The organism is Paenibacillus qinlingensis (genome assembly GCF_031455095.1).
In the GTDB taxonomy this organism is placed as follows: Bacteria; Bacillota; Bacilli; order Paenibacillales; family NBRC-103111; genus Paenibacillus_E; species Paenibacillus_E qinlingensis_A.
On sequence record NZ_JAVDSB010000030.1, the window covers coordinates 26,956 to 40,974 of the forward strand.

General features: G+C 38.7%; 29 protein-coding genes. 4 read left to right on the plus strand and 25 right to left on the minus strand.

Going from position 1 to position 14,019, the window contains the following annotated elements; translation table 11 throughout:
- Positions 1-25: 25 nt before the first annotated feature.
- The 8 genes from J2736_RS33135 to J2736_RS33170 form a co-directional block, all read right to left on the minus strand.
- Positions 26-445, minus strand: coding sequence for a RusA family crossover junction endodeoxyribonuclease (locus J2736_RS33135; RefSeq protein WP_310502788.1), 420 nt, complete (start codon positions 443-445; stop codon positions 26-28).
- On the minus strand, positions 442-564 hold the full coding sequence (locus tag J2736_RS33140; RefSeq protein ID WP_310502789.1) for a hypothetical protein: 123 nt from the start codon (positions 562-564) through the stop codon (positions 442-444). Before J2736_RS33140 ends, J2736_RS33135 begins: the two co-directional genes overlap by 4 nt.
- The gene (locus tag J2736_RS33145) at positions 561-779 is read right to left on the minus strand and encodes a nucleoside triphosphate pyrophosphohydrolase family protein (RefSeq protein ID WP_310502790.1); all 219 of its coding nucleotides are present in this window, start codon (positions 777-779) and stop codon (positions 561-563) included. The genes J2736_RS33140 and J2736_RS33145 overlap by 4 nt, the downstream gene beginning before the upstream one ends.
- Positions 780-1,008: 229 nt before the next feature.
- Positions 1,009-1,182, minus strand: coding sequence for a hypothetical protein (locus J2736_RS33150; protein ID WP_310502791.1), 174 nt, complete (start codon positions 1,180-1,182; stop codon positions 1,009-1,011).
- Positions 1,183-1,259: 77 nt separating this feature from the next.
- On the minus strand, positions 1,260-1,442 hold the full coding sequence (locus J2736_RS33155) for a hypothetical protein (protein WP_310502792.1): 183 nt from the start codon (positions 1,440-1,442) through the stop codon (positions 1,260-1,262).
- Positions 1,443-1,570: 128 nt separating this feature from the next.
- Complete coding sequence (locus J2736_RS33160; protein WP_310502793.1) at positions 1,571-2,887, minus strand: replicative DNA helicase; 1,317 nt, start codon at positions 2,885-2,887, stop codon at positions 1,571-1,573.
- Positions 2,884-3,642, minus strand: a complete 759-nt coding sequence (locus tag J2736_RS33165) for a DUF4373 domain-containing protein (RefSeq protein WP_310502794.1) — start codon at positions 3,640-3,642, stop codon at positions 2,884-2,886. Before J2736_RS33165 ends, J2736_RS33160 begins: the two co-directional genes overlap by 4 nt.
- On the minus strand, positions 3,642-3,803 hold the full coding sequence (locus tag J2736_RS33170) for a toxin-antitoxin system HicB family antitoxin (protein ID WP_310502795.1): 162 nt from the start codon (positions 3,801-3,803) through the stop codon (positions 3,642-3,644). The genes J2736_RS33165 and J2736_RS33170 overlap by 1 nt, the downstream gene beginning before the upstream one ends.
- Positions 3,804-3,937: 134 nt before the next feature.
- Between J2736_RS33170 and J2736_RS33175 the strand changes: the two genes are divergently transcribed.
- Positions 3,938-4,162, plus strand: coding sequence for a helix-turn-helix domain-containing protein (locus tag J2736_RS33175; protein ID WP_310502796.1), 225 nt, complete (start codon positions 3,938-3,940; stop codon positions 4,160-4,162).
- 159 nt (positions 4,163-4,321) lie between these two features.
- Here the strand turns inward: J2736_RS33175 and J2736_RS33180 are convergent, their stop codons facing one another.
- The 13 genes from J2736_RS33180 to J2736_RS33240 all read right to left on the minus strand — a co-directional run bounded on the left by J2736_RS33180 (position 4,322) and on the right by J2736_RS33240 (position 8,952).
- On the minus strand, positions 4,322-4,783 hold the full coding sequence (locus tag J2736_RS33180) for a YopX family protein (protein WP_310502797.1): 462 nt from the start codon (positions 4,781-4,783) through the stop codon (positions 4,322-4,324).
- A 111-nt stretch (positions 4,784-4,894) separates the two neighbouring features.
- Entirely contained in the window at positions 4,895-5,032 is a 138-nt protein-coding gene (locus J2736_RS33185) for a hypothetical protein (protein WP_310502798.1), read from the minus strand.
- 194 nt (positions 5,033-5,226) lie between these two features.
- Positions 5,227-5,355, minus strand: a complete 129-nt coding sequence (locus J2736_RS33190; protein WP_310502799.1) for a hypothetical protein — start codon at positions 5,353-5,355, stop codon at positions 5,227-5,229.
- A gap of 148 nt (positions 5,356-5,503) precedes the next feature.
- The gene (locus J2736_RS33195) at positions 5,504-5,680 is read right to left on the minus strand and encodes a hypothetical protein (RefSeq protein ID WP_310502800.1); all 177 of its coding nucleotides are present in this window, start codon (positions 5,678-5,680) and stop codon (positions 5,504-5,506) included.
- 19 nt (positions 5,681-5,699) lie between these two features.
- A complete protein-coding gene (locus J2736_RS33200; RefSeq protein WP_310502801.1) occupies positions 5,700-5,855 on the minus strand; it encodes a hypothetical protein in 156 nt (51 codons plus the stop codon).
- Between the two features lie 23 nt (positions 5,856-5,878).
- On the minus strand, positions 5,879-6,049 hold the full coding sequence (locus tag J2736_RS33205) for a hypothetical protein (protein ID WP_310502802.1): 171 nt from the start codon (positions 6,047-6,049) through the stop codon (positions 5,879-5,881).
- Positions 6,050-6,288: 239 nt separating this feature from the next.
- Entirely contained in the window at positions 6,289-7,017 is a 729-nt protein-coding gene (locus J2736_RS33210; protein WP_310502803.1) for a hypothetical protein, read from the minus strand.
- Positions 7,018-7,401: 384 nt separating this feature from the next.
- Entirely contained in the window at positions 7,402-7,581 is a 180-nt protein-coding gene (locus J2736_RS33215) for a hypothetical protein (RefSeq protein ID WP_310502804.1), read from the minus strand.
- A gap of 138 nt (positions 7,582-7,719) precedes the next feature.
- Positions 7,720-7,929 carry a hypothetical protein gene (locus J2736_RS33220; RefSeq protein WP_310502805.1) on the minus strand — a complete coding sequence of 70 codons (210 nt, stop codon included), beginning with the start codon at positions 7,927-7,929 and terminating at the stop codon, positions 7,720-7,722.
- Positions 7,926-8,081, minus strand: a complete 156-nt coding sequence (locus J2736_RS33225; protein WP_310502806.1) for a hypothetical protein — start codon at positions 8,079-8,081, stop codon at positions 7,926-7,928. The genes J2736_RS33220 and J2736_RS33225 overlap by 4 nt, the downstream gene beginning before the upstream one ends.
- The gene (locus tag J2736_RS33230) at positions 8,078-8,284 is read right to left on the minus strand and encodes a hypothetical protein (RefSeq protein WP_310502807.1); all 207 of its coding nucleotides are present in this window, start codon (positions 8,282-8,284) and stop codon (positions 8,078-8,080) included. The genes J2736_RS33225 and J2736_RS33230 overlap by 4 nt, the downstream gene beginning before the upstream one ends.
- Before the next feature lie 277 nt (positions 8,285-8,561).
- Complete coding sequence (locus J2736_RS33235) at positions 8,562-8,723, minus strand: hypothetical protein (RefSeq protein ID WP_310502808.1); 162 nt, start codon at positions 8,721-8,723, stop codon at positions 8,562-8,564.
- Between the two features lie 31 nt (positions 8,724-8,754).
- Positions 8,755-8,952 (minus strand): helix-turn-helix transcriptional regulator, encoded by a 198-nt coding sequence (locus tag J2736_RS33240; RefSeq protein ID WP_310502809.1) that lies wholly within the window; start codon positions 8,950-8,952, stop codon positions 8,755-8,757.
- Positions 8,953-9,099: 147 nt separating this feature from the next.
- Here J2736_RS33240 and J2736_RS33245 point away from each other — a divergent pair, with 147 nt between their 5' ends.
- A complete protein-coding gene (locus tag J2736_RS33245) occupies positions 9,100-9,534 on the plus strand; it encodes a helix-turn-helix domain-containing protein (RefSeq protein ID WP_310502810.1) in 435 nt (144 codons plus the stop codon).
- 323 nt (positions 9,535-9,857) lie between these two features.
- On the opposite strand, the gene J2736_RS34360 is transcribed toward J2736_RS33245, so the two are convergent.
- The 4 genes from J2736_RS34360 to J2736_RS33260 form a co-directional block, all read right to left on the minus strand.
- Positions 9,858-10,175 carry a LytTR family DNA-binding domain-containing protein gene (locus J2736_RS34360; RefSeq protein WP_397342191.1) on the minus strand — a complete coding sequence of 106 codons (318 nt, stop codon included), beginning with the start codon at positions 10,173-10,175 and terminating at the stop codon, positions 9,858-9,860.
- Positions 10,176-10,218: 43 nt separating this feature from the next.
- Positions 10,219-10,857 (minus strand): hypothetical protein, encoded by a 639-nt coding sequence (locus J2736_RS33250; RefSeq protein WP_310502811.1) that lies wholly within the window; start codon positions 10,855-10,857, stop codon positions 10,219-10,221.
- 1 nt (position 10,858) lies between these two features.
- Positions 10,859-11,641, minus strand: coding sequence for an ORF6C domain-containing protein (locus tag J2736_RS33255; RefSeq protein WP_310502812.1), 783 nt, complete (start codon positions 11,639-11,641; stop codon positions 10,859-10,861).
- A 224-nt stretch (positions 11,642-11,865) separates the two neighbouring features.
- Positions 11,866-12,069 (minus strand): helix-turn-helix transcriptional regulator, encoded by a 204-nt coding sequence (locus J2736_RS33260; protein ID WP_310502813.1) that lies wholly within the window; start codon positions 12,067-12,069, stop codon positions 11,866-11,868.
- Between the two features lie 76 nt (positions 12,070-12,145).
- On the opposite strand from J2736_RS33260, the gene J2736_RS33265 reads away from it, so the two are divergent.
- Both J2736_RS33265 and J2736_RS33270 read left to right on the plus strand, forming a co-directional pair.
- The gene (locus tag J2736_RS33265; protein ID WP_310502814.1) at positions 12,146-12,493 is read left to right on the plus strand and encodes a helix-turn-helix domain-containing protein; all 348 of its coding nucleotides are present in this window, start codon (positions 12,146-12,148) and stop codon (positions 12,491-12,493) included.
- Positions 12,494-12,526: 33 nt separating this feature from the next.
- A complete protein-coding gene (locus J2736_RS33270) occupies positions 12,527-13,993 on the plus strand; it encodes a recombinase family protein (RefSeq protein ID WP_310502815.1) in 1,467 nt (488 codons plus the stop codon).
- Positions 13,994-14,019 lie beyond the last annotated feature (26 nt).

Here is a 14,019-nt window from a genome sequence, read left to right on the forward strand (position 1 = left end):
CCTCTAGCTGCATCGAGATCATCTCTCATACAACTACCTCCAACACTATTTCAATCCTCGGATCATCCGAATACCACTTTCCACTCTCACCATAGTCCACTACTTGGCTGTCATTCCTTACTAGAATCCCTTCTAAGGCATCTTCTACCCCTTTGATATAGTTTGATAGGTCAGGCTTACTCTTAGGCCTTAAAACGCCTTGTAGGGCTTTATATTTATCTGCCTTGCTGAAACTTTTAGGAATTGGTCGATATACTTTCACAGTCAGTGATACAGGTGACTCTATTAATTCTCTTGGCTTGTACTGACTTGCTACTGCACTCACATACTTTTTATAATTCTTAGACTTACCAGGATCGTACATAACCACGTCACCACTTTTTGTCTTACCAGCTCTTGGACGACCTTGGGCCACTGGCTCACCATACACTATGAATTCGATCATCGATCGTACCTCACTTCCAGTGGAGTGAACCAACAACGATACTTTTCTAACTTCTCACGTAGATCCTCGTAGTCCCATGCACGTGATAGTAACTTCCCACGGTGATATATAGTCATCATGTTGACTCCTCCTTCTTGATGTGTTCCAACCAACGAATTGCGGTAGCTGCTGTTTGTGTCAACTCAGTCTTTAGATTTTCAATATCACCGTTCTGCAATGCTGTGCTTATTTCTCCGACTTCCTCAACCAGAATTGCCAAACGTAATTCCTTCGGAAAGTTAGGATGCAGCTTATCCTGCCTCTTACGTTCCTGTGCGATCATGTCCCGAATCATCACTAGTTATCACCCTTTATCTTTACTGTTAGCTCCATACCAAGAACATCAAGAATCGAGATTAACGTGTCTACGTGATATCCCTTTGTCTTGGGATGTGTAGTAATCTTGCTGATGTTTGAAATATCAATCTGGCACCTATAAGCTAGTTCCTGCTTTGTTAAACCTAGTTTTACTCTACGGTCCTCTAATGATTTAGTGATTTCACTCCTTGTCATATGGACTCACCTCACGCTTCGATTTGTGTTCTCCGCTTATACTCTTTTTGGTAGTCACGTTTCTTCTTAAGTCTCTCCTGCGTGAACTTTTCCACTTTCCTAAGTTGCTGCATTTTCCTTACAGCCACATACCGTTCATCAAGTTCAATGTTTTCATTGATAGCCATGTTATAAAAATGAACCACATTAATGACCTCCCATATTCCGAATATTCAGCCAATTTAAGATATGTCTATCCTGCGGAGCTAGTAAAACATTAGTTTTAAGCTGATTTAAGTCGTTCAAGTTCATGTATCAAAGACTCGTATACGTCAATGTATCTTCGTTTAATCGCTGGGTCCTTCTCAAGTTCGATCAATTCAGCACCTTTGATTATCCGGTCCATTAAATTATTTTTCTCTATGCATCCAATCATTGTGTTATATGCCTCCTCTTGGTCATTCATATTTTCAATGTCTATCCTTCTAAGCATGTGATATGACCACTCGTCTATTTGATCCATCAAGTACGCGCCTTCTAAGATTAGATGGTATTGCTCGTTGTGGTAGTCAAACTGTTCGAGTTCATCTTCATTCACGCTCTCACCATCATCGTCATACGCTGAACCATGCCGTAGAACGCTAGTTCAAAGTCCGCTAGTCCAGTTTGCCGTCCTTTCGCAACGATTAAGTCTACATGTGCCATTGCTGCTGATGACTTTTCATCATCTCGGTGTAAGAAGATAACCATATCTGCATCCTGTTCAATGTTTCCTGATTCCCGTAGATCCGATAGTACCGGCCGTTTAACTCCACGTTTTTCAATCTCACGGTTCATTTGGGAAAGTAGGATTACAGAACATCCAATCTCTTTAGCAAGATTTTTCGATTCTTTTGTCACTCTACCGATTGCATCCGACTTGCTTTCGTTTTTCTTCTGGTGAAGTTCAATAAGTCCCAGGTAATCAATTACGATCGCACCAAGTCCACCGTGTTCACGTTTCATCTTCCGACACTGTGCTGAGATATACCCCATATCCATACGCGGAGTGTCATCGATAAACAGACTCACATCTGTCATTACACCTTCTGATTTCAAAAGAATGTCTTTTTCTCGTAGGTCAAGCTCACCTCTTTGAACTTGTGTGAATGGGATCCCACATACATCCGATAGAATCCGATCGACCAACTCTTCCTTCTCCATCTCCATTGAGAAAAATGCTACCGGTCCGAATTCTTGCTTTGCTATGCTTCTTGCTGCCTTTAGTGCTAGTGCTGTCTTACCTGTACCTGGACGGCCGGCAATTACAATCAACCGGTTACGGCCAATTCCGTTCATCCATTGGTCAATGTCATGCAACCCTAGTTTTGGAGACTTGATGACTACGCCGCTAACCTTCTTCTTTATCTGCTTGACCACGACATCGTTAATCTTAATGAGCTGTCCTTTTTTCGTCATGTCCAGTGAATTGAACTTGCTAGCAACCGCGGACACATATTCCTGTATGTTCGAGAAATCTTGGTTAACGGTAATATCTTGAATGTCATAGGATAATTGCATTCCACGCCTTTTAATCGCTATGTCCCGGACCTTATTCGCGTAATACTCTACAAGGGCCATAGTCGGAACTGACAGCCTCAGCTGATTGATATACTCCACGCCGCCGGCCGACTCCAATAGGCTACGATCTTTCAACCATGTTTTAACGGTATGAATGGAAAAGTTATTAGTTTCGTATAGTTCCTTTGCAACTCCAAATATGGTGATGTGCTGCGGATATGAGAAATCTGCTTCAGAGAGGATTGACGATACGATGTCCATTGTATCTGGTGACTTTAGTAATGCACCGATCGTCATCTGCTCTGCTTCAACATCTGTAAATTGTTCCTGATCAATGATTGCCTCGTTCATGCGCTCACTTCCTCAAACTCTGGTTTAAATGACTGTGGTATTGCTTCTTTCCGTTCTTCTGCTAGTCGTTGTTGGATTACAGCTTCTTTTTCTGAATGAGATACGAAAGCCGGCTTAATACTTTCCTTTTTGGTGTTACCTTCATTCATTCGATTCCTAAGCGCTTTCTTTACGTAGTTAATGTGATTGCCTTTGGATCGGTTTATAACATCTTCAATAACTTCAACATCCATTACATTTACAAAAGATAGTATGATTTCGAGCTGTTCATCTTTTTCGTATTTAATTTCACTCTGATTAATAAGTGATAATAAATTATCTTTTATTTCATTTACTTTACTTTTATTTATAGCATCACTTTTCGATGCGTTCGCAATGCGATCGCTTTTTTTCCACCTTACAGCAGCTGATTTTTTAGCTTTTTCAGACTTTTCATGCACCTTATCCATCCTTTTCATCAATGATTCGCTCCAAAAATAGGTTCCATCCGATGAGAACAAGTTAAATTCTTCAACACAATCATGCACAAATTCTTCGATCGTAATGCGTTCGCATTGAAATTCTGATGCATACGCATTAAAAGCGTATTTACTTTTCATTTCTAACCTGTATCCATCAGCTTCTCTCATCATCTCGATGAACATAAAATACCAGGCGTATCCTAAACTCCCATAAACGCCCCTCATTGCAACGATTTTGGGATCTCTTCTAGCATTGGAATCATGGGAAAAGTAGAATATATCTTTAGCCACCATTACACCGCCGATCGTTCTGGGGTAAATACTTTTTGTTTAGCCTTATCCTGAATAGCTTTCATGATAAAGTCCTGCATGGATTCACCTTTTTCAGCGCAATACACTTTCAGCGCCTTATGCATATCAGGTTCCAAACGGAGCAAGAATGGTTTTGTTGTCATGTGAATACCTCCTTATCTGATATCATGCTTTTATTATATCACACTATCGTTATTTTTGTAACGTTACCGTTATGATTGTACCGATAGTATTTACTAATTGGTAATTGTGGTTATGATAAAAATAGGTGATGATTATGATAAAAAGTAACTTGGCCTTACTAATGGCTGAGAAGAAAATTAGAAGTTTAAACAAATTATCTAGAGAAACCGGTGTTAGTGCACCGGCTTTGGCTAGGTTGTACGATGGTACTAATGTGCGTATCGATTATGAAACTATTGAGAAGTTGTGCGATTATTTCAACTGCACTGTTGGTGATCTGCTGGTGTATGAGAAGCAGTTGAAGGAGAAGAAGGATTAGATCCCTCTTCTTCAAACTCCCCTAGCTCAATAACTTGTTCTAATCTGGCCAAAACTCTCTTAGCGCCTTTACAGTACATTTCATCGTCTTTCGTATCATATGGACCTGTAAAAGAGTGCCTCTTATCCTCAATCCACTGTAGTAGCTTCTGCTTGGATATCATGGGGTGGCCTCCAGTAGCTCAATATTTTCAAAAGTGTTACCAATTACACTAATTTTCACTGGATACTTGCCATATGCTTTTATTTCGAATAACTCATATAAGTTAATTTCACCTAGTGGCAACAGAAATTCGTAATTTACAGCTTTACCTTTAGCGATCCAACACCCCTGAATAAAGGCAACTCGCATGATTATCGTTTCACCATCTATGGAGTGACAGCCATTGTCCATGATTTCAACGGGGTATTCGAACTTCAAAATATCTTCATCGTATATATCCTTACCGTTGCGATCTTGTAGGCCAGTAAATTGCACTACAGTTCCGCAAAACTCATCAAATTCAAACCACTGTCCCCGTTCTTCGTCATATATGGCATGACCACAATTAGTGCCTACAAGAACTCGTGTATGCCATTTTTTATCATTGATATCCCACGCTCGAAACTTAATCTGACGCATTCCCCATCCTCCTAAACTTCATCCACACCGTTCTCACTTTCCAGTAACACACTGCGTATAGGCATTCTATGTGCTTTTTGAGCATGTTTTTTCTCCCATGTACTTCAATATTCATTTTGATACTTCGGTTTCTTCGCCTGTGCCTTTACAATGAGGACACTCAAAGCTAAATACATGACCAAAATTCTCTGCTGTTATACCGCCGTCACCATTACAGTATTCACATACTTTTTTATCTTCGATTTCCATTTCCAATGCACGCTCCCTATTCATTGTGATTCTTTAGCATCTATTTCGATTGTGTTTAAATACGTTGTGGATTCATGTCCGCAATAAGGGCAACACTCGAATGGTTCGCCTAACTCAACACAAAACAACGGCTTGCAATTATCACACTCGTAAACGTCCATTCTGACTTTCTTCATTCCATGAACACTTCCTATTCATTTTGATTCTTCAATACTCCGTAAATAGTCCAACCACATGTTCCATCGTTTCAACATCGGCTTCTGCATGAAATTTGGATTCTTGTCAATTTGCATCTTCACCCAAGCGTTATAGGATAATTCCATCTCATGAACACTTCCTATTCAATATGTTGCCTTACGTATCCGTTCGCACTTGATGCAGTATTCCACCCAAAATGGATACTTCCAATCTGGCGGTTTGACTGTATGCCAGTTATGTCGGCAAAACCATTTTTTCATGAACTCACCCTATTCATTTTGATACCTTAGGAACATGCCTAATTTTATATTCAATAAGCGCATCACTAATAATGGACCATACTTCTAGTTCTGATATTTCATCTGGATTGTTACCTCTTGAAGCAAATACCTCTTTGATTCTTTTCAAATCAAAATTATCAAGTTTAACATTCAACAATTTTTCATCCATCCTTAGGCACGCTCCCTATTCATTTTGTTTCTTCCGTTAATTCAAAAACAATTGCGTAATCATCCCAATCACAATCCACGCAATAAGACCAATATGAGGCGTCTGTTGGATTACCACATGAATCTACATATTTGGGATGACGATGGGTTACACCGCCACACTCAGGACATTTCATATGAACACCTCCTATTCATTTTGTTACTTAAAGACCGGTCTAAAATTCCCGTAGTCATCTTCTTCCCAGTCAGGTTCTACAGGATCTAACTCCCTAGGTTTTGGTTGTTCCATGCATCCTTCGCAGATCGTACGAGTGCTATCAAACTCCGCATCTGTTTCATCCCAGTAACCACATTTAACGCATGTTGGCATATGTAACCCTCCCGTTTATTTCGATTGACCTTCAGTTAACACACTGCCTATCCAATTCGCGTGTTCCAAACAAAGTTGTATGCTGTCATTTTGATGTTCTCTGAAAGTTGCTGAGATAATGATCCCTGGTCCCAGCTTGTCGCAGTGATCACAGACACATCGAGTGTGTTCAATCTGTACCATACTTTTTACGCTCCTATCATGTTTCTTCACATTACGGAGACCCGAAGGTCTCACGTTTACGCGACTTCGTAAGCAGTTAAAAAGTTAATCAAGGCGATAGCCTGAGTCATTGTAAGTTTCTTCGTTTCTGTATTACCGTTGCTGTGTTCTGCTAGAATTCGTCTGAAATCTTCCTCTGAAATCTTTTTACGAGACTTTAACGTTCCGACTAGCTTTACCTGACCTTCTGAGATCAATTTATGCGTGTTCTGACCTCCGTCTGAGACGATTTTAACTGGTTGTGGTGTGTTTGGTTGTTCTTGTTCTTTTGGTGTCTCTACAGGCTTTGTAGGAGCTTTGGTATCTTGTTTATCCGTGTACTTCGTTCTATCTTTTTCGAAGTAAACATCAGCTGCAAAGCCAAGAGATTTACACGCTACACTTATTGCATCTGTATAGGCCATTTTGAAACACTCGTCACTCGTATAGGGACCTCTTTGTTCTTGTGTAACAAACGAGCTGCCACCCATACCAGGTATTGGATAAGACCACTCACCATCAGACTTTATATACAAGTTAATGTCTACAAAACATACGATTTCTTCACCGGATCCACGCTCAATTCGTTGGTCAACAATTTCAATTCGCCAGCCAATTCCACATATACCAAACATCTCTGTTAACATCTTGATACGCCACATTGGGTTTATATCTGACATACCCTTTAAACGACCACCAACGATAGGTTTCAATGCATTTTCAGGTACTCTACGGACCTTCTCGTACAAATCCATATTTTCACTCATGAGGTGTCACCTCCTGTATGGTCTGCTCTATCTGTATAAATTCGTAATCATCTCTATCTACTGCATAAGGGCTTGTAGCAAGCCATAAATTGTAGTGCAATTCATCGTAGAATCTCTTAGCTTCAAACAGCTTTCTAGTGCTGAAGTCAGGTGTATCCGCAAAGTATTTTTGTGTTTCCTTATGCTTTATTACGAACCTATATTTAGTTTCCATAGCGATTTACCTCGCATTGTGGTAAAATAATAAGATCATCGTTAACGTTTGTCGGTCTTCCATTGCCTTGGAAGATCCTTTTTCTTTTTCTGCCTCTAGAGTTAGACATAAGCAATATTCTCTGCCTACGATTCATGTACCATTGACTTGCTAACCAGCGGTATTCCTCATCAGTAGGCAGCGTAAGCATGAATTTCTTCCTCCTCTTCCTCGATCGTCTCCGGCCACTCATCATGACATAATTCACAAGCATCCCAAGATGTACTGATGTAGAAAACATTACCGTCTGGATATTCCCTACCGTGATGACGTACAACATTTGCATTACAACATTTCGTTACTGTTGCCATTCTCTTCACACCTCCTTTTTAGCTCCAACTCGATTGCTTCTCTTTCCCATTTGCTCTCTGTGAATACTAGTTTGTTGTGAAGTTCTTCATCCGGTTCAGTTCGGTAAAAGTGCTTAATAAAGTTCACATCGTATAGGGTCATTTTTTAACCGCCATCTCTATCATCTTGTCAATTTCAGCAATGTTAGTTGCTGTTTCAATACAGTCATCACTACTAGCTGTAATGTATATCCGAGTATATTTTGTGCTATATGCATCCTTTTGATATGGTTCGTAATAGATAATGTGGTTTATATTAACTCTAATTTTTGTTCCGCTTGCTACCATTACTTTGATGAAACTACTCACAGGGCATCCACTTCCTTCAGAATGTCGTTAACTCCAACTAGGTCAATCATCCACTCGACCGTTACTTTCTTATCTCCTTCTAGCTCTTTTACTAGTAGTTCAATGGCGTAGGATTGAGTTTTAAAGTAGGTGATTGCTTGTTCTCTTGTCATACAGCCACACTCCTTTTAATTACTCTCAGCTGCTTAGCTTTAAGCGCTTTATTCTCTTTTACAAGTGATGTGAGTACGTACAATAGATCCTTAGACGTGTACTTAGGGAAGTCACATATATAGTCGTTCATGTCACTCTCGTTCCGTATCGCGTGTTCTAGCGCGTCAATCTCCAATTCTGCAAGCTCCAACAAGGTTTTCATTGTGCATATCCTCCAGTTTCTGTTTTAGTTGTGCGTTCTCATTTGCAAGTCTGTAGTAACCCTGTCGTGTTACCTGTAAGTCATGTTGTAGGATCAGGATTTTGTCCTGTAGTGCTTTGATGTCGATCAATGTGTAGTTCCTCCTGTATGAATTTGCTTATGTCGATTCCTAGTTGCTGGAGTATCTCTTCTATCGCTAGTTCGATCATAAGCACTCCTATTTGCTAAAATTTGGTTAATGTCATTAATAATGTGGTATGATGATACGAATTAGTGCCTAACTAGCTTCCGTCTTGTTATCTTCCTTACGTAACAGTGACTCTTCATACTTGTTTAACATAGTCTCTGTTAGCTTTACTGTGATTCGGTCTGCGTCGTCTTCTAGATAGATGAGTTTGCCGTTTTGGAGCTTGGGGTTGATGTATTGGCGTATGCTCATTGGTTAGCCTCCTTATTTAGTAATTCATGTGTTACATATTGTTTAAAAAAATTTCTCTCTCATTGCACTCTAGTGCATCAGCGAGAGCAAACATCAAGTAACCTGAGATGTTCTTAACTTCGCTTTTCTCAATAGCATAAATGGTTTGTCGAGTTGTATTTGAACGTCTTGCTAGTTCAGAAATCGACATCCCACGTTTGATTCTTGTGTCTCTTAGCTTGTTCTCCATGTGTTACACCTCCTTGATAAGAATGTAACACACGAATTACATATAAGTCAAGTATGAATTACAAAGTATTTTGTTTTACATTTGTACTACAAGGTGTACATTAGTAATAACAACGTATTACAAAGCAGAATAGGAGTTGGAATTTTAATGAGTGAGTTAGGAAATTTATTAAGGAGATTACGAGGTGATAAATCTTTGAGAGAGGTGGCAGCACGAGCTGGATTGAGTCATAACTATCTAAGTATAGTTGAGAAAGGTATAGATCCACGATCAGGTTCTCCAGTTAACCCTACACCAGAAACTCTATCGGCATTATCAAAAGCTTATAACTATTCTTATGATGAATTAATGATATTGGCAGGATACATACAACCAAAATTTGCAGAAGGATCTTACGAAAGAAGTACACATATAAGCCAAGCTGAAACGTTTGATGTTACTACAATTTTTGAACTCGTTGATACATACACGGATGAAGAAATTATGGATAAATTTATACATAGCAGTGGAGATAAAAAAATAAGCCCTGACAAAGTCAGAGCTCTTCTATCTTATACTCGTTTTCTAAAGAATCAGAATTAATGATAGCGTTTAATATTTCTGTGTCCCACCCATTACATATGAAGACCTGTTGCCAGTCTATGACTGGTTTTTTTTGTTGCTGATCATTTTCCATGAATGATCCCTCCGTTTGTCCGTAGCGGACTGCTTGTACTAAATATAACAGAACTTATGTTCGCTTTCAATGCATTTCAACTGCCAATAAACTGCCAAGAAATGGCCATTCATAATAAAGTAGATTATCTATGTAACCGCTTTTATCTAATATTAATCATACACTGAAATTTAATAATATGTTGTCGTATTTTGCGAATAATATGATACCAATGGCGTAACATGAACGGTCACTTAGGACTATTTTTTAGTAGGTATTTACGCACCTCATTGACTCTCCGGCGCGATATAGGATACGTTAACCCGTTCGTATAATGGACCTCACCGTTACTGTATTTCTCTATTATCTTCAGGTTTGTGACTTTATTCTTGTCGATCTGCATGAATCCCAGTGGACCATAGATCTGCACATGCTCCTTGACCGTTCTGGGACGTCTAAACGTCCCGTGTAGTGTTCTGTAGATGACTGTCGGTCTTTGTACTTCTATGCAGATTATGTCCGCTTCATCAATGTCGTAGACTGCGTTGTCGTGTCCTATTACGTACATGTTTCCTCCATAAAGAAGGCCGCCACAAAGACGGCCAATAAATTTATATCATAGACTTCATAATATCGAGAACATCATTATCATTTTTTATGTAACCTTTATACGTTTTCTCGATCCAACGTATACCAGATAATCTGTCCATTCTTCTAACTTCTTGTTGTATTGCTGAAGCTGTCTTTCCGTACCTCTTTGATGATAGTAATTCATAATATTTTCTCATGAATCTATCACCATTTTTGTTTTTATCCAGCATTTCTAAATAACTGAATTTTATAAGACCACGAGCATTAATATATAAACCTTCTTCTCCATCGTCCCTTTTATAAAAGTCCTCACCTTCCTTCATTAGTGGGACTCCTGAACTCATGAAATTTTTTTCATCTTTCCTTAATTTTCTCATAGTGACATTAGGGGAGTTAAACTGCGCATCATACGAAACCATACGCACAAGTCGGTTGTAATCATGATCCAAACCTTGATCTTTAAGTGCTTCTAACATGCTTTTAATACAAGCTGCTGCTTCTTCAATTGTCACTGAGTTAGGGTATACCATCAAATTTTCACCAGTGTCTATTACTATTGCATATTTAGAGTAAGGGTCTTCTTCATGAACAGGGAATGAAAAAATCTTTCCACCTTGATCTTTTTGTATTTCTCTTGCACGTTCTTCAATATAATTCATATTAGTTTGACCCTTCTTTTAATTTTGGGAACCAACCACTAATAAATTCAATAGCACGGTCGAAGTCTACTCTTTTAATCTTGTCGTATTTGGGTACATTGAAATGAACCTTTAATGCCCGGAATAGAGACTGGAAATGAGTTTCATAACCCATTGATGTCAATTTACCTACACGACTGAATACAGCATTTTGAATATCAGCTTTTTGGTGGTCATTAACGAATATTTCATTATCAACAACAAGAGACAAATGCGTCACTGACTGTTTTAATTCATTGTTTTGATTTTCTGAATTTAATAACCTAGTTTCAAGTGCGTTATGTCGTTGTTCCATTTGAATCATAAATTGAAGTTGAGGACTTAGAGAAGTGTAGTCGGTTGTTGTTCTAACTTCTTCTTCCTTGTTCAATAACATAGATCTAACTTCTTTAGCAATAACGCTTCCTTGAAGCATCATACCAATTCTCAACAATGCTCTACGTGGGAAAGTAATAAGGTGAGGTGTATTTTTAGGGATTAAACTAAGGTCCTTCAAGGACTTTAGTTCCTCTCCTTTTATTGTTCTTAGACCATCTACTTCTAGCTCTTTCCTGTTATCTTTTATCAAGCTCTTAATCGCTTCAATACCTACTTCGTAATAGCTTGCTCCCATTTCAACTGTTAAGTTAACATCATCAGGTAACAATTCTAATTTTTTAACTTTATCTAGAACTTCAACGCGGTCGATAACTGATTCACGCAATGTTTTACTCTCCATCAACAAATCACTGTTTTTAATATCCATTTATAAATCCTCCTCAAATTTGTTTGTAATTATCAGAGGCAACAGATTTATTCAAGTCACATTTTGTGTTATAATTATGACTAAATAGGCCATTGCCTTGTTTCAAAATCACCATGCATCCCGCCAAGTTTGCATAATGGTGATTTTTTGCATTTTACCTGGAGTACTCATTTCTTTCCTCCTTGTCTTTTAAAACCCTTAAGTGTAAAATAAACAAATAGTTGTTAAATGACATCACCAACAAGATCATCAATGTGATCAACACCTAATATAATTTTCAATTTTTTAGCTAGTCCTAAAGAAAAGTCATCAGGATTCTTTTCCAGCTTACAGTAGTATTGCTGCGACATTTCTAACTCTGCCGCTACTTCTTTTTGAGTTAAAAATCTCACTCTTCTTAGATATGCTACTTTACTTTTTGTTCTCATGCCCTCACCTCCTTATCGCTTATAACAGTATAATATCGCTAATAGTTTATTTAGTCAATACATGGAGGTATTTTATTTGGAGATTTTTTCCGAACGTCTAAAATTAGCCAGAAACAAAAAAGGGATGACTCAAAAGGAGTTGTCTGAAGAAATTGGAGTTTCACAGCAGTATTACAATCAATTTGAAAAAAATAAAGGTGAACCTAATTTAGAGACACTAGCTAAAATAGCTACAATCCTCAAAGTAAATACTGACTACCTACTAGGTCTCACTGATGCTGAAGACACCAGAAAAACAGCTGAATCAGAGTTTGAACGTAGACTACATACACTTGAAAAAACAATACTTGATATTATTCTTAAAGGTGATAAAGAAGCTACTGAATTATTTAATGAAAATCTAAAAATCAACGAAAACAAATAGGCCCTCCGGGGCTTTTCTTTATAAGGAGGAACTATGGCAAAAGAACACAAGCTAATCAAAGAAATTAGAGCAGCTGTATATACTAGGGTCTCGAGTGATCGCCAGATCGAAGGTTTCTCCCTCGAAGCACAAGAAGATTTACTCATGCAGGAGATTGGAAAACGTGGTTGGGTATTCCATGAGTTGTACACAGATCCAGGTGAAAGTGGGGGTAACTTAGATCGTCCTGGTGTACAAAAGCTTATCAAGGATATGAAAGATCACAAGTTCGACGCGCTTATCATTCATAAGCTGGACAGGCTCACGCGTAATATGGGTGACTTATACTTCCTCATCGATCTCATAAATAAGCTGGACATACGGTTGATTATCAATGGATATTCTGAACAAATTGACACCAAGTCAACAATGGGTAAGATATTCATTTACATGACGGGAATATTCGCTGAGATTTACCTAGACAACCTTCGTGAAGAGATTTATAAGGGATTGTCCAAACGTGCCGCTAAAGGTCTTAGGAGCAATCCTAACGCGCCGTATGGTTATGAGAATGGAGACAACCTAAAGTTAATTTTGAAGGAAGAGGAAGCCACTGTAGTGCGTCAAATGTACGCGTGGCGAATAGAAGGATGGGGACGTAACAAAATAGCTAGGAATCTGAACAGTCGCGGTATAACATCTAAAACTGGCGTACAATGGTCTGAGAAGATGATTGATTCTGTACTAGGAAATTTAACCTATACTGGTGCTGCTCATTGGAAGAAAGCAGATGATCCAGAAGAGAAACGTATAATCGTCAGAGACATGCACGAAGCTATTGTTGATATTGAAACATTTGAACAGGTACAGAAGATCAAGGAACGCGTTAGAGACGGATTTATGAGCACATCACCCTATGACTTCCCTTTCTCAACAATCGTCAAATGCGCCATATGTGGTAGGTCTTACAATGGCAAGATGAGCAAGTACAAGGAAACGATCTACCATGGATATCGTTGCAATGGTAAAGGTCGAGCTAGTATGAATTGTGAAGCTTCTGAAATAACAGAATCAAAGCTCGTTAAACTTCTGATGGCCCGTATAGACGTAATATCAGATGCCAGTTTAGATGTGGATAAGGTGATTGAACCAACTAAAATTGATGTGGAGAAAGAACGTAAGCGTATAACGAAGAAGATGGCCGACAGTAAAGAACGTAGAATGAAATGGGCTAAAGCTATGGGTGACAATAAAATGTCCTATGATGAGTATAGCATGCTGATTGATGGTGATCAGGCACAATTAGCTCAGCTGCAGAAGGAACTGGATCAGCTACCTGAGAAGAATGTCAGTAAGGGAAATCGTAAGGAAATCGTAGATAGGTTGCTTCATATCCGTAATGAGTGGGATAACATGAGCAACGTTGAAAGGAAGAGGAGTTTAGCGATGATGTTCAACCGGATCGTAATCGGAAAGATCAACAATGTGTGGAAGATACTCGCTTATGAGTTGAATGAATAATAAGGTATTTTTCCAACATCCGCTTC